Source organism: Vibrio fortis, from assembly GCF_024347475.1.
Lineage (GTDB): Bacteria > Pseudomonadota > Gammaproteobacteria > Enterobacterales > Vibrionaceae > Vibrio > Vibrio fortis.
In genome coordinates this window covers 373772-389277 of record NZ_AP025488.1, presented here as the reverse complement: position 1 = coordinate 389277, position 15506 = coordinate 373772, and the positions used below count along the sequence as shown (strand labels likewise).

Below are 15506 nucleotides of genomic sequence, written 5' to 3'. Positions count from 1 at the left end.
AAGGCTAGACTTCGGGGGGAGGCTAGCCTTTTTTATTGGCTAGCTTTTTATCAACTAGAACTTACGATTCATTTTCTCTAAGCACGCCGTCAGAATCTGTGTCTCTTCCGACGACATCCCACTGGTTAAGTCATTCACAAGATCGAGATGCAACTGATTATGTTGAGTATGAATCTCCTGCCCTGCCTCGGTTAAGTCAACCACGATAGCGCGTCTGTCTGTTGGGTGTTCACAACGTTTAACTAACTCCGCTTTGACCAACTTTTCGATCTGAACCGTTAGCGTTCCTGTCGTGATTCCAAGCTTCTCAGACAGCTCTTTCATACGCAAAGCACCATGAACACCTAACACCTCTATCGTGTGTACCTGAGCGAGCGAGTAGCCCGTCTCTTTCACAACCGACTGCTCCCAAGAAGACATCTTGTCGTAGAATTCGGTAATAAGCTGACTTAGGTGTTCAAGGTTTTGCATGGCAAATGACTAATTTAATTCAAGAGTAAGATGGTTAATCTTATCAAACTTCGCCAGTCGTTGCCTAAAGTCATTCACCGTTAAGTCACCATCAGATTGCAACGCAATCGCGGCTGAATAGTGATGGCCGCTGATTCTCCATATGTGCAGATCGATCACCTCCGCATCCGGAGCAAGCTCTTCAATAATCTGCTGGCGATAGTTTGAGTCAATACTTTCATCTAGCAGGATTGGGCTCGTCTGTTTGAGTAGGTTCATGGTCCACTTTAAGATAACAACCGCGCCGACCATCCCCATGATCGCATCTAACCAATTCCAGCCATAGAACTTACCAAACAGCAGCGCGACGATCGCCAACAAAGAGGTTAGCGCATCGGCCAACACATGCATGTAAGCGGCTCTAAGGTTGTGATCATGATGATGGTGGCTGTGGTCATGGCCGTGATGGTCGTGATGGTCGTGATGGTCGTGATGGTCGTGATGGTGATGATCACCCAGCAAAAACATACTTGCTACATTCACGGCTAAACCAATAATCGCCACCGCTATCGCTTCGTTAAACTGGATAGCTTGTGGGTTTAACAAACGATGTACAGACTCAGTAAACATCAGTAACGCCACAATCCCTAATGCAATGGCACTGGTGTAGCCACCCAAAACACTGACTTTGCCTGTACCAAATGAAAAGCGTTCACTGTTTTCATGCTTCTTCGCATAACGATACGCGAACAGCGTGATACAAAACGCGGCGGCGTGGGTCCCCATATGCCAGCCATCTGCTAACAGCGCCATTGAGCCATATATCGTCCCTGCCCCAATCTCCACCACCATAGTAATCACCGTTAACAACAAGACATAAAAAGTCCGTCGCTCACCAGTTTGGTTACGCGCAGAAAAGTGGTGCGAATGCTTAACTTGAGGGTTCATTATTATTCCATTTAGTTTGATAATCAAAATACTTGCCTATCAATGTAGTTTGACTATCAAACAAAGTCAACGATCAAGCGATAAACCGTGACAAGCCAGTAAACCCATAAATAGCCTATATCCATGAACAACCTTGATGCTTTCTATTTGTTTCTCTCCTAATTTTTTTTAAAATGCGCGCAAGACTTAATCTAGAGATCAACTATGAACAAGAGTGTTATCACTAATGCGGTAGCTTTGGCTTTATTAGCAGCGGGCTACTTTACTGCTAGCCAATACTTACTTTACGCGGGCTTATTCGCATTTTCTGGCGCGATTACCAACTGGCTCGCTATTCACATGCTGTTTGAGAAAGTGCCGGGATTGTATGGTTCTGGTGTGATTCCAGCGCGCTTTGAGCAATTTAAGGCTGCAATCAAGCAGTTGATGATGGAACAGTTCTTTACTGAAAGTAACATCGACCGCTTCTTGAGTAGTGAAATGGCGGGTGGGCAATCGCTGAACCTAGAGCCAGTGATCAAGAAGATTGACCTTAACCCTGCATTCGATTCCTTGGTGGAAGTGATCGCCAATTCTCAATTTGGCGGAATGTTGGCAATGCTCGGCGGCACAGAAGCGCTTCAACCATTGAAAGAACCATTTGTAGAAAAGATGCAGACTTCAATCATTGAGATCGGACAGAGCGACTCGGTGAAAAATGCCCTTAAAGAGCAGTTTGAATCTCCAGCAATGATGGATGAAATCAAAGAGAACATTGAAGCCATTATCGATCAGCGCCTAAGCGAACTAACACCAAAACTCGTGAAAGAGATGGTGCAGAAGATGATTAAAGAGCACCTAGGCTGGCTTGTTGTTTGGGGTGGTGTTTTCGGTGGTGTGATTGGCGTTATCTCTGCGGCAATTACTCTATAAACCGTTAATCTTCTCTTTTAGAACGTAAAATGGAAGCCGTGTGGCTTCCATTTTTTATTTCCGTGACAATAACTTAAATTCGTTCTAGCCCAAGGTGGCAAGCAATTCTGGATTCACGCCAAACCCCTTTTTATGCTCTTCGATAACCACTTCACTCCTGGTCTGAATGACGCCCGGTAGCGTTCCTAGCTTGGTAGACATAAACGACTGGTACGCCTTCATGTCTTTTACGCGCACTTTGATCATGGTATCGAAGTCACCAGATAGCGAATAACACTCTTCAATTTCAGGCATCATTTCGACGGCCTGTGCAAACTTATCAAAAATCGAAAAGCTGGTTTGATCCAGACGGATATGAATAAACACCTGAACATCAAGGCCTAGCTTCTCTGAGCACAGCTCTGCGTGATAGCCTGTGATGTAACCCTCTTTCTCCAAACGCTTCAAACGATCTGAACATGGTGAGGTTGTCAGGTTTACCTGCTTGGCCAGTTCAACCACAGGCAGTCGGCCCTTCATATGTAAGATTCGAAGTATCTCTTTATCGATACGATCCAATTGGTGTTGAGGCATAACATCTCTATAAACAGTCTCAATATAAGGTGAGTATATTCCATGCTTAACCAAAACCTGCAGAGCACGGCTCACAGAATTTAAAACCGATCGATAACGCCACATTTACATGGAAGATATAAACACAAACACACATACCGACAGCTTATAAATTCAATTTCACGCTGTTAATATAATGTTATAAAATTGACCTTTTTAACAAATAAGTTGAGCTATAGAGAAAAGTATCTATTGAGGGGTGTGTGAATAATAGATTGCACAAAGAGAAAGGATGACTCTATATATGAAAACACAAGAAATCGCATACAAACCTTACGGCATTGGCTTATGGACTCGAGCAACCGTATCTAAAGATGTCGCACAAGCACTTGCAAACGAATATTCAGGCTACGGCTGGGAAGTTAAATTAGATGGCTTTCCCGTTGAACCAGAAGGTTTCAAGCAAGCCGCTTAAGCACATCAAACCTCCTTCGTGGAGGTTTTTTAATGATTATTCCCGTAGCCGTATCGTCTTTAAAAACAAGTAACTCTTTCAGAGACGAGCGATCAACAGTTAAGCAAGCCCCACTTGCGCAGCAACATTTTCGTTCTCTTTCTGAGGAAGATCTTCAGCTCGGCAATTACATGTTCTGCAAAAGTGTTGAACTTCCATATCATAGTACTGAGTGCCGCTAAACAGTTTCGAGGTAAGCAACAACATACGGCCTGATAAGGTTTCCGGCGCGATCTCACAACGCTTCATGATCGACTTGTGGTGAGTGGTTTTCTTACACGTTTTGCAATATAGATCTGGCATACCTTTATCCTATCCGGCTTGTCCTCATTACTGACAATTGACACATCATGTCCAATTCAGTTCAAACATTCACCGTATGATTTATAAAAATGAGGGCTAAGTTCAAAAAAACACCGTATCGGTAAACTGTTTTTTGAACCAAGGCGAGCTTAGTATTCATTCAGCCCTATGAAAGACTCAGTCACAAAGCGCCGATAATTTACAATGTAAACTTGTTTAGAAAGTCATCGAAAAGACAATTCTAATTTGTCGTTCTGTTAGTTTGAGACTTGCATCGAACATTCATCTTCTGAGCTGATAAGAAAATATGATGAGCTGAAAGATATAAACCATCCCTCCGCCCAAACGAACCTCCACAAGCTGTTTCTTAGAGAACAGCATGACTTTTGAATGGATAGGTACAGACATAAAAAAAGAGCCACCGAAGTGACTCTTTGTTTCAATAGATTGGCGTGTGAAGAATTAGTCTAATTCAACCAATTGCTTTTCAAATTTCTCGTGTTGCTTCTTAACAGACTCTTCTGGCTCACCAGTAATTAGGCTTACAACCACGATAGAGATCGTAGAGAAGATGATGCCCGGTACGATTTCGTACACGTCGAACCAACCGCCCGTGAACTGTTTCCAAAGTACGATAGTCACACCACCTACAACGATACCCGCTAGAGCACCGTTACGGTTCATACGAGACCAGTACAGGCTCATCACGATAGCTGGACCAAATGCAGCACCAAAACCAGCCCAAGCGTAAGACACAAGGCCAAGTACAGAGCTGTCAGGTGTCATCGCTAGGAATAGCGCGATAAGAGAGATGATGATTACCGCAAAGCGACCTACACGAACGATCTCTTCAGATGTCGCATCTTTCTTCAGAACTTGCTTGTAAAGGTCTTCTGCCATTGCTGATGAAGATACAAGAAGTTGTGAATCCGCAGTACTCATGATTGCCGCTAGGATAGCCGCCAATAGGATACCAGCGATAACTGGGTGGAACATTGCGTTAACAAGAAGCATAAAGATCTTCTCGCCATCGTCTAGCTTAGGCGCACCAGAGTTAGTCACGTAGATAAGACCAACCAGACCAACTAACATCGCACCCGCCATAGACAGTGCAGTCCATACCACTGCGATACGACGCGCAGTGCCTAGGTCTTTGTTAGTACGTGTTGCCTTGAAACGCGCTAGGATGTGTGGCTGACCAAAGTAACCTAGACCCCATGCCGCTAGAGAGATGATTGCGATAGCTGATAGAGGCTCACCCTTCGCATCATTCCACAGCGTTAATAGCTCTGGGTTGATGTTGTGCAGATCACTAGACAGTTGACCAAGGCCACCGTTCATCGCTGCGATTGGCACGATAAGTAGTGCTGCAGACATCAGTAGACCCTGTACAAGGTCAGTCCATGATACCGCTAGGAAGCCACCAAATAGCGTGTACGACACAACACATACAGTGCCGATGATAACCGCTGTGGTGTAATCTAAGCCAAATACTGTTTCAAACAACTTACCGCCCGCTACCAAGCCTGAGCTCGTGTAGAAAAGGAAGAAGAGAAGAATGAAGAAAGCAGAAATTGTTTGGATCAGCTTAGACGTATCATTGAAACGACGAGATAGGAACTCAGGTAGCGTCAATGCATCTGTTGTAATGCTGTAAGTACGAAGACGCTTAGCACTGATTAGCCAGTTAGCCCAAGTACCCACTAGTAGGCCACCAGCCAACCAGAACGCTTCAACACCTGCTGCATACGCATAACCAGGCAGACCTAGTAGTAGCCAACCACTCATATCCGACGCACCAGCAGACAGTGCTGCAGGCCAAGGGCCTAGTGCACGACCACCAAGAAAGTAGTCTGTTGAGTTAGATGTACGTTTGTAAGCAATAACCCCGATTGCCAGCATCATAATTAGATACGCAATGAACGTCGATGTTATTGCAAAACTGTTTTCTATCATTTGATAGTCCTCATTTAGAAAAAATCCTTCCATGCCTAGCCAATAAAACTTAGCCAACATAATGTTGGCCAAGTTTTGTCAGATAGGGTTCCTGATGTCTTGGCGCAACCGAAGTTGCCTCCAGTAATCAGTGGTGTTGAAGGTTAGTGGGCTTCACTTCCAAGCTCGAGCAAGGTCGCGTTACCACCCACGGCTGTTATATTTATGGTTCGTGTACGCTCGGTAATAAAGCGCAACGATAGGTGTGGATCGTGAGCAACATGCATTGCTGTCAGATCCGTTTCAGACACTAAACCGACGATAGCGCCGTCTCGCTTAGCAAGTTGTAAATTAATCGCTTGTTCAGTTTGTGGATTACCCACATACGCCACGCTGCGAACGTCACAAGCTAGTAGCTGTTGAGACGCATCGAACGATGTCGTTTGAACAAGGTTTGATGGCAGATTCGCTTGTTTTGCTGCATCCGCGATCAAAGTGTTGAACTGAGTATCATCACTACACACAATCACGCTGTTACCTGCGATAAGTGCTGCAGTCAGCATTGCTGTCGCTGTTTGCAGCTTTGGCAGTGAATCTTGAGTCTCATCAACGATAACCAAAGCCACACCACGGCCAGCCGCGTATAGCTCATTAGTCTCACCGGTAGGCCCTACGAGTAGGTGCTCTTTTTCTAATAGAGAAGAGGCCTGCTCGATGTGATAGCCAGCCACCGACGCCAATGGCGCTGATTGACTCTCGATCTCAGATTTTAATGCCAGAATTTGAGCACTCTTGTGATCAAAATCGGTTAGGTTCCACTGTTCCCACGCTTGAAATGCATCGGAAAAACCTGTCACTTGATGAACCATGATATCGCTCCTTATGCCTGCGCTTGAGAAAAGTGAACATCGGTGAAGCGGTATAGGTAGTGTGGTCCACCCGCTTTCGGTCCTGTTCCTGACAAACCTTGACCACCGAATGGCTGCACACCAACCACCGCACCAACTTGGTCACGGTTGATGTAGCAGTTACCCACACGAACGTGTTTTTCAATCCAACGGTAAGTGGTTTCGTTACGGCTATGAATACCCATAGTCAGCCCGAAGCCTGTTTGGTTTATCTGCTCAACCACTTGTGCCAACTCGCTCGCTTTGTAGCGAACAATGTGCAGCACTGGGCCAAACTGCTCTTCAGTTAGGCAGCTAATATCGTTGATCTCAAAAGCGCTTGGTGGAACAAAATCACCATGTTCACACGCATCGCTTAACGTTAGCTGAGCAACACGCTTCTGTGTGTTAGTCATGTTCTCAAGGTGAGTCATGAGCTTCTGTTTCGCATTGCTATCGATAACAGGGCCAACATCAGTTTTGTGCAGGTGCGGGATACCCACACTCAGCTCGTTCATTGCACCTTGGATAAGAGCAACAACGCGATCAGCAATATCCTCTTGGATGTAAAGCACACGCAGTGCAGAACAACGCTGACCTGCAGACGCGAACGCTGAACGAATAACGTCACGTACTACCTGCTCTGGAAGTGCTGTACTGTCGACGATCATTGCATTCTGACCGCCAGTTTCCGCGATAAATGGCACTGGCTTAGCTGTACGGCTTGCCAATGACACATTGATACGTTGAGCCGTTGGCGTAGAGCCCGTAAACGCCACACCTGCAATCGCATCATGGCTGGTCAGTGCGCTACCGATTTCTGCACCGCGACCAGGTAGAAGCTGAATTGTGCCTGCAGGGAAGCCTGCTTGCTGCATCAACTCGACCGCGCGAGCAGCGATTAAGCTGGTTTGCTCTGCTGGTTTCGCTACCACAGTGTTACCTGCAACCAATGCCGCTGTGATTTGACCAAGGAAGATCGCCAATGGGAAGTTCCAAGGGCTGATACATACAAACACACCACGACCTTGACGAGACGCCAAACGAACTTGGCCATCAAAGCCTTTCAGTTCGAATTCTTGTAGGTTGTCTGCTTGTTTTGCGTAGTAACGACAGAAGTCTACTGCTTCACGCACTTCATCGATGCTATCGTGAATCGTCTTACCCGCTTCTTGATGACAAATTGCCACCAGCTCAGCTAGATTCTCTTCCATCAGATCAGCCAGCTTCTCAAGAGCTGCCGCTTTAACCTCAACAGAAGTCGCATTCCAATCTGCGAACGCCGCATCGGCACCACTGATCGCTTCGGAAACATGATCAAGGTTTGCAAAAGCCACCTGACCCACATTAATACGACGATCGTAAGGCGCTGTTACTTGTTCAACATTCTGATCTGCCTTGATCATGCTTTCGGCAAGAGCTTCACCGTTGATGATCGGGCCAGCAGTCCACTGTTTATCCAAGAAGCTTTTAACTTGCTCTTCAAAACTGTGCGCTTCACTTTCGATATCAATGTTCACACCGTAAGAGTTTTTACGCTCAGGGAATACCGATGGTGGCAATGGGATCTTAGTGTTGTTCAACGTATCGAACGCCAAAAGCATGTCTACTGGATGTTGAGTTAGCTCTACCACAGGGCAACGAGCATCAACTAAGCGGTGTACAAACGAGCTGTTTGCACCGTTCTCAAGTAGACGACGTACTAAGTAAGGAAGTAGATCCTTATGGCTACCAACTGGCGCGTAGATACGCACTGACTGTTGGTAAGCTTCCATCGCGTTGTTGTACAGGGAATCACCCATACCGTGTAGGCGTTGGAATTCAAAGTCTTTGTGGTCTGCCATTACAGCAATAGCAGAAACCGTGTGCGCGTTGTGGCTCGCGAACTGCGGGAAAATATTGCCACGAACACTTGGGCTTAGCAGGTAACGCGCACATGCTAAGTAAGCAACATCGGTCGCTTCTTTGCGTGTGTAAACTGGGTAGTTATCAAAGCCCGCTTGTTGCGACCATTTGATCTCGCTATCCCAATACGCACCTTTTACCAAACGCAGTGGGATCAGATCGCCCTGCTCTTTTGCTAAACGGTTTAACCAAACCAATACCGGTAGTGCACGCTTCGAGTACGCTTGAATAACCAGACCAAACTTACCCCAACCTTTCACAAGCTCGCTGCGGTAAAGCTTCTCAAACAGTTTCAGAGACAGCTCTAAACGGTCCGCTTCTTCTGCATCAATGGTAATCGCAACATCAAGCTCAATCGCGCGGCGCAGTAACTGCTCTAGCGTGTCGCATAGCTCAGTCAATACACGTTCTTCATTCGCCACTTCGTAACGAGGGTGAAGTGCAGAAAGCTTGATAGAGACAGATGGCGCTGGGCTAGATTTTGATGAAACATAAGTGTCTCGACCTACAGCTTCAATCGCCATTAGGTAATCTTTAAAGTACTTGTTTGCGTCAGCTGTCGTTAATGCAGCTTCACCTAGCATGTCGTATGAATAGGTAAAGCCTTTGTCACGCATTGGTTTGCCGTTCTTTTGTGCCTCAGCAATGCTGCGACCCAAAACAAACTGATGACCCATTACTTTCATCGCTTGGTGCATCGCTTTACGAATCACAGGCTCTGAAAGTTTGTTCACTAGACGGTTTACCGCCTGAGCTGGGCTCTGCTCATTCGATGAAAGACCCACAACCTTGCCTGTTAGCATCAGACCCCAAGTGGATGCATTCACAAACACAGAGTCAGAGTTCTTCAGGTGAGATTTCCAGTCAGCAACACTGAGCTTGTCACGAATCAATGCATCAGCAGTGGCAGCATCTGGGATACGCATTAGTGCTTCTGCAAGACACATCAACAAAATACCTTCTTGCGTATCTAAGCTGTATTCAAGCAGCAGCGCATCGATCATTTGAATCGATGTTTTGTCTGCACGAATCGTTTCGATAAGCGAGGTTGTCTTGTCCGTGATTTGTTGCTTTTCAGACTCAGAAGGCGTAGCTAGCGGCAGAAGTTGCTCTAGCCATTGGGTTTCATCCACCATATATAATGGTGAGATAAGCGACCACAGCTCACCAAGCGATTGCTCGTTGAACTCTGGTTTTAACACATCAGTAGCTGTAAACATGCGTTTTCCTTAATCTCACACCCGAACAAAAAACGTCCGAGATTTCTACAATGGCTGCAGTGTATTGAGAGTATATAAGGAATACTTGTCAAAAACTCCGAGTTTTTTGCTAAAAACTCGCTTTATTAACAAAACAAAAACATCATCACATATGAAACTTCAAACGAATGTGCCGTTTTGTTTCACTATTTAACACTTATTTGCTTTTTGTATTGAGATGGTGACATCCCCTGAAGGCGGGAAAAAGTGTGGGTAAAGGAGGATTGACCAGAGAAACCAGCCAACTCAGCAACCTGACCGAGGCTAAGGTTTCCTTGTTCAATTAAGCGGCGAGCGCGGTCAATTCGCTTACCTAGCACATATTGATGTGGCGTAATGCCCATCTGCTCTTTAAACAGCATATGGAACTGGCTCTCACCTAAAAACACGCTACCCGCCAATTGTGCCACTGAGATCTTATTTGCTAAATGTTGCTCGATATAGCGATCAAGCGCTTCAAGATCAAAGCGTGACTCTTTAACGGACGTTTCAAATTCGGAGATATGACGCTGCAACAGTGCGATCACGGTGTCATTGCAGGCGCGGCTTAGCAACAGATCATCTGGGCTCGCTTGCATCTCTTGCACAAGCATCTGAATCAGCTTTTGGATCTGCCCATCCAATTGAAAGTAAACATTGGAAGACGCAAGCTGATTGATTTTCTCTAACATCAAAGGGTCGTCATTACTTGGCAGAGGCATATTCAACACCAAGATGTCCGATTGGCCAACCACACCACCGAAAGCATGATCAGAGCAAGCCGTTACCACACAACCTTGACCCGGACCGACTAAATTGCCCTTACCACTGACTTCAAACTCGGCTTGCCCTTTTAGCCCGATCACCACTTGCGAATACTGATGCTCGTGACAATCCATATGAGATGGCAGAGTCACGATCTCAGCAGGGCGAGGGCCTGATAAGCCTAGCGGTGAAAGATCGAGATTGGGCATGATGGGTAATTTTGGCATGTCGAAACAGTTTTGATAGTTACAGATCGGGAATAATACTCTGATTTTAGCCCAAGATGAATTTGTAAATGATCATGAGAGTCATTTAGCACACGCAATAACCAAATGATCATTATTGCGATCACGGTGATCATGCCTCCGGAAAGATGATCAAGAGTGTATAAACTACGGGGAGTGTAAAACCAACTTTTAGTACCCAGAGTAAAATGAGCCGCCACTCCTGCCCTGCTTGACTCATAATTGAGAATCTCATCGATAGAGCATTGCGGAAAATTTTCGTATATAGCTCAAATAAATCACCTTCAATTTATAAAAATTAGTAATAAGTCTACCTATTTGAGTAGATTGCAAGGGAATAAAACGGTATAAAGTCGGGTACTGTGTTAATTGCTAATAAACTAGTGACTTACAACTAGGAAGTAGACACTTTATCACCGAGCCAATTTCAATCTATAAGTTGCAGGGACCTATGACTAACTTTCGAATTTCAGCGCTTTTGCTTGCGCTATCCCCTCTTTGGGTATCTGCATCGGTATCAGCTGAAGAACTGAATCAAGTCGATCCCGTTTCAGCTATCGATGCAAAACTCACCGACAAGAACTCAGATATTGAGCGTATTTCAGCGACACAAGTATCGGCTACTGAGACACTAAAAGAGCTACAAAACAAGAACAGCAAATTGGTGCGTGAGGGTGAAGAACTCAAGGCAAAACGCAATAGAGCCAAGTCTGCACTCGATAAACAATACAGCCGTCTACTCGAAGATCCAGAAACCGATCTCATCTCTTTTCAGAAAAGCTACCAAGATGCTTGGGCAGCCGTTAAAGAGAATCAATCGGCTCAGCTAGACAACCAACAAGCGATCAACGAGAGCGAAATTCACCTTTCTCAAATCAAGCAAAAGCAAGCTCGTCTGAACAATGAGTTGGCCAATCTAAAAGAGCTAAAAGTTGAAGCACGTGTAAAACGTATTGCAACAGAACTGCGCGAAAGTGCCGTTCTAGAAACCAGCTACACCACCACTTGTGCGTCGACAATGACACTGGGTGAGTGTACCGCTCAAGGTAAATACCTAACCAACCAAAAAGCGGTTCAAACGTTCAAGAGCCAATTGCTTGAGCAGCTCACAGAAAGCACATTAGCAAAACAAAACTTGCAGGGTGTTCAACTGAATATCCATGTTCAAGACAGCCAACCGATCAAGAGTGGCTTCTCTGGTAACAACTCGTACTTCATGCAAATGCAAGCTCAGCTGCAAGCAAAACCAGAAGCCATTGCCGCATGTAACCTGTTGAACGTATCAACACGCTACTGTTTAACGGGCAATGACACGGCAACGACTGACAAGAACAATAAGCAATGGGCCAACGTGACCGTGCGTTCTGACCAATACAATGACTCTGTGACCATCAACGGTATCAAGTATGGCAGTACACCTCTTCAGGTTGCACTACCAAGCGGTCGCCACCAAGTCACTGTTTCAAAACAAGGTTACGAATCTTACAACCGCACAGTAACCGTCAACGGCAGCGATACTATCTGGGTTAAGCTTCTTCCAAACAAGGAAAGCTAAAACCTGTCTATCGGCTTAGTGCTATTACAGAACTAAGCCGATATATAACTCTCCATTGTGTTGATAGTGATACGACTCAACTGCAGCCAATATGGCTTTCGCTTACACATTTGATTCACCCATTTACGAATGAAGTAGCCCACCATGCGCCAAGGTTTACCCACTCTACTGTTTGCACTTGCTCCTAGTTTAATGACTCCAGCTGTTGTCGCTGAAGAGACACCACCCGTAGTCACCGCCTCTGTCATCAACATTGAAAGCTCACTTTTCGACAAACATGCCGATTTGGCGGCTGTCGAGAAGAAGATTGCGGACAAACAGAACCAAATTGACATTCAAGCACAGCAAATCGCCCGTCTTACTCAGTTATCTGAACAATCTGAGCAAAAGCTTACCGTTGCGAAGGCAAGCCTAGAGCAAGACTATAGCCGCATGATTGATGAGCCAGATTTCGATATATCGCCCGCTCAAAACCAGTTCCAAGATGCTTGGAAATTGGTAAAAGAAGGAAAACTTGCTGTTTCTGACTCAGAGCAAAAGCAACACGCGTTGATGATGGAGCTAGAGGCTTTCCAAACAGAAAAGAGTGCAATTGAAGCGTTAATCGCAGATCTGAACAAGGGTAAACTGCGAGCGAGAGCAGACCGACTTAGAGGTGAAATCACCAAAGCTGAGGAGAAAACAGTTAGTTTTACCAACCGCTGCAGCGATGATATGACACTAGCGCAGTGTTCGGATCAAACGGTGACATTGGCGCTTCAAAAAGCTGTCGAGCAGTTCCAGAACAGTGTGATCGACAACGCTACAGAATCAAAAAAAGCGAAAGAGCATTTGGCATCGACATCGCTCAACATTCACGTTCTACAACACAAAGTAACAAGCTCAGGGTTTGGTGCCGAAAACCGTTACCAAGCAAACATCACCGCAAGCCTAGAAACTCGTCCAGACAAGAACACACCTTGTCGCCTGCTTGGCATTCAATCATCTCACTGCTTTACAGCAACCGACCAGAAAGCCGACGACCAGCAAAAAGAGGTCGCTTGGGTTAACTTGGTGGTCCGTTCAAACCAGTACAACGACAAGGTTTCAATCAATGGTGTTAACTACGGTAGCACGCCAGTTGAAGTAATGTTACCAACAGGTCAACACATGGTGACGATTAAAAAAGAGGGTTATCTCTCTTTCCATCAAGAGCTTAAAATCTCTCGCGATCACAACCTAAGAGCCGTTCTGCAAGCTAAGCAAAATAAGCTCAACGTCGGCAGCAAGTTTGCTGACCCTATGGGTGATGATAACCAAAGCCCAGAAATGATTGTTGTTGGCGCGGGTCGCTACCTGTTAGGTGAGAATAATGCCAAACAAGTGACGATCAAAAAGCCATTTGCTCTCGCGGCAACACCAACCCAAGTTCAAGACTTTAAAGTCTTCATCGATAGTACTGGCTACCAAACAGACGCAGAGTTAATGAACACTTGCGACACCTTCGCCAATACCGAGATCACAGCCGTGTCTAATAGTTACTGGCGAAACCCTGGCTTTAAGCAAGCTGACAGCTCACCTGTGGTCTGTGTCAGTCAAAACGATGCCAAGGCTTACACGCGTTGGTTATCTAAAAAAACAGGCTTTACCTATCGTCTACCTACTCCACAGGAGTGGGAAGCGGCAGCACGTGCAGGCCAAGACACCAACTTCTGGTGGGGTAACGAATTTCGCTCAGGCAAAGCCAATACAGGCTGGGCAGGGACACCATGGTCAAACGTGAGCACCTCGCCAGTGAAATCATTCTTACCGACTCCAACTGGGTTCTACGACATGGTTGGTAATGTGTGGGAATGGACAACCAACCAGAAAGGCATCGCGAAAGGTGGTGCGTGGAGCTTCTCTCCAGAAGAGGCGAAGGTCTTCACTGAACTGTACGTTCCGCCAACAACTGCGGCCAATCACCTAGGCTTTAGGGTATTACGAGAGCTATAAGTTCTCGATAACTCACTCAGTGGCACAAAACCGGACTCTAAACTCTCATTTGTCGCATTGAGTCTGGTTTATAGGGGAATTCCCCCCTTATGCATTTGCACTCCTAGGAGTAAATTTGTCGACAGAGTAGTAAGTCACTCTGGGTATCTCACTGATACCTCAGGTTAATTTGCATGACCCTCGTGGATTAATCTGAAATCTTCTACACGTCGACAAGGCAGAACTTGTCTTTAGCCAGCCCGTCTTCAGGCTGGCTTTTTTTTGCCTTAAATATGCTCTTGCGACTCAATTATTAATATCATTTCACCCATCCCCCAACCTTAGATCCCTCCTCAGCCTTGATCATCGTTCCCTTGATCATCGTTTCGAAAGGATCCCACTAATTTTCAATACAGCGTTATAAGAAACTGATATCATTAACTTAGTTCCGAAGCTGAGATAATATTTTGTCGAAAACACTTAACTCAATACAACGCTCTCTGTTTGAACAATTACCGGGCTGCTGGGGATGCAAAGATACTGACTCTGTCTTTGTTTACGCTAACCAGGCCTATAATCGACTGATCGGTTTAACCGACAGCCAAAACTGCGCAGGTTTGACAGACTTCGATATGCCAAGCCAAACAACGGAATGTGCGCAGGACTTCAGAGCGCAAGATAAATACGTGATGGAAACACGTAAGACTTTAAAAATTCTAGATATTCACCCTTACCCTGATGGTCGTTGGCACGCCCATATTTTTACCAAAACACCTTGGCTCGACGACGACGGTGAAGTACAGGGCACCATCTTCTATGGTCAAGAGCTGACCGACACTGCCATTTTAGAGGTGGGTCACTGGGTTTGCCAAGCGACCACTGCCAAGAAATGTGATGGTTCGATTGCGGGCTCAGAGCCGAGACAATCAAAGCTCAATAAAAAACTCACTTCACGCGAGTCCGAAGTACTGTTTTTACTGCTATTTGGAAAGAAGCCTCAGTACATTGCACAGATCCTGACGATTTCGATCAAAACGGTTGAGGGACACGTGGCACGCCTCAAGCAAAAATTTGATGCTAACAGTAAGAGCCAATTGATTGAGTTTGCATTGGACTCAGGTCTTGGGTCCGTGATTCCCGAAAGCTTGCTCAATAGGCAGATTTCTGTGGTACTGCATAGTGAAGTGACGGTGACGGATTAGTCATGATGTTCAACATGCACCCAATATGACTCACAACGCTTGATGAAGATTGGTTGTTCTGTTTCTACTGTCTCCTCTCAAAAGCCATAAAAAAACACCGCGCTAGCCTTTAAGGTTACAGCGCGGTGTTTATGTATTTAGT

General features: G+C 45.6%; 13 protein-coding genes. 5 read left to right on the top strand and 8 right to left on the bottom strand.

What is annotated here, in order from left to right; genetic code table 11:
* Nucleotides 1-54: 54 nt before the first annotated feature.
* Nucleotides 55-471, bottom strand: a complete 417-nt coding sequence (locus OCV50_RS16335) for a MarR family winged helix-turn-helix transcriptional regulator (protein WP_261904921.1) — start codon at nt 469-471, stop codon at nt 55-57.
* Nucleotides 472-480: 9 nt separating this feature from the next.
* Entirely contained in the window at nt 481-1398 is a 918-nt protein-coding gene (gene dmeF, locus OCV50_RS16330) for a CDF family Co(II)/Ni(II) efflux transporter DmeF (protein WP_261904920.1), read from the bottom strand.
* Between the two features lie 204 nt (nt 1399-1602).
* On the opposite strand from dmeF, the gene OCV50_RS16325 reads away from it, so the two are divergent.
* Complete coding sequence (locus OCV50_RS16325) at nt 1603-2310, top strand: DUF445 domain-containing protein (protein ID WP_239839412.1); 708 nt, start codon at nt 1603-1605, stop codon at nt 2308-2310.
* 84 nt (nt 2311-2394) lie between these two features.
* Here the strand turns inward: OCV50_RS16325 and OCV50_RS16320 are convergent, their stop codons facing one another.
* Entirely contained in the window at nt 2395-2883 is a 489-nt protein-coding gene (locus OCV50_RS16320; RefSeq protein ID WP_239839411.1) for an Lrp/AsnC family transcriptional regulator, read from the bottom strand.
* Between the two features lie 283 nt (nt 2884-3166).
* Between OCV50_RS16320 and OCV50_RS16315 the strand changes: the two genes are divergently transcribed.
* On the top strand, nt 3167-3337 hold the full coding sequence (locus tag OCV50_RS16315; protein WP_261904919.1) for a hypothetical protein: 171 nt from the start codon (nt 3167-3169) through the stop codon (nt 3335-3337).
* A 99-nt stretch (nt 3338-3436) separates the two neighbouring features.
* On the opposite strand, the gene OCV50_RS16310 is transcribed toward OCV50_RS16315, so the two are convergent.
* The 5 genes from OCV50_RS16310 to OCV50_RS16290 all read right to left on the bottom strand — a co-directional run bounded on the left by OCV50_RS16310 (nt 3437) and on the right by OCV50_RS16290 (nt 10636).
* Complete coding sequence (locus OCV50_RS16310; RefSeq protein WP_239839409.1) at nt 3437-3679, bottom strand: hypothetical protein; 243 nt, start codon at nt 3677-3679, stop codon at nt 3437-3439.
* A gap of 462 nt (nt 3680-4141) precedes the next feature.
* Nucleotides 4142-5668, bottom strand: a complete 1527-nt coding sequence (gene putP / locus OCV50_RS16305) for a sodium/proline symporter PutP (RefSeq protein ID WP_261905220.1) — start codon at nt 5666-5668, stop codon at nt 4142-4144.
* Between the two features lie 110 nt (nt 5669-5778).
* A complete protein-coding gene (locus OCV50_RS16300; RefSeq protein ID WP_261904918.1) occupies nt 5779-6483 on the bottom strand; it encodes a 1-pyrroline-5-carboxylate dehydrogenase in 705 nt (234 codons plus the stop codon).
* 11 nt (nt 6484-6494) lie between these two features.
* The gene (putA, locus tag OCV50_RS16295; RefSeq protein ID WP_261904917.1) at nt 6495-9626 is read right to left on the bottom strand and encodes a bifunctional proline dehydrogenase/L-glutamate gamma-semialdehyde dehydrogenase PutA; all 3132 of its coding nucleotides are present in this window, start codon (nt 9624-9626) and stop codon (nt 6495-6497) included.
* 185 nt (nt 9627-9811) lie between these two features.
* Entirely contained in the window at nt 9812-10636 is an 825-nt protein-coding gene (locus OCV50_RS16290; RefSeq protein WP_261904916.1) for a helix-turn-helix domain-containing protein, read from the bottom strand.
* A gap of 469 nt (nt 10637-11105) precedes the next feature.
* Between OCV50_RS16290 and OCV50_RS16285 the strand changes: the two genes are divergently transcribed.
* The 3 genes from OCV50_RS16285 to OCV50_RS16275 all read left to right on the top strand — a co-directional run bounded on the left by OCV50_RS16285 (nt 11106) and on the right by OCV50_RS16275 (nt 15364).
* A complete protein-coding gene (locus tag OCV50_RS16285) occupies nt 11106-12209 on the top strand; it encodes a PEGA domain-containing protein (protein ID WP_261904915.1) in 1104 nt (367 codons plus the stop codon).
* Nucleotides 12210-12353: 144 nt separating this feature from the next.
* A complete protein-coding gene (locus tag OCV50_RS16280; RefSeq protein WP_261904914.1) occupies nt 12354-14183 on the top strand; it encodes a formylglycine-generating enzyme family protein in 1830 nt (609 codons plus the stop codon).
* 446 nt (nt 14184-14629) lie between these two features.
* On the top strand, nt 14630-15364 hold the full coding sequence (locus tag OCV50_RS16275; RefSeq protein ID WP_261904913.1) for a helix-turn-helix transcriptional regulator: 735 nt from the start codon (nt 14630-14632) through the stop codon (nt 15362-15364).
* The last annotated feature ends 142 nt before the right edge of the window (nt 15365-15506 follow it).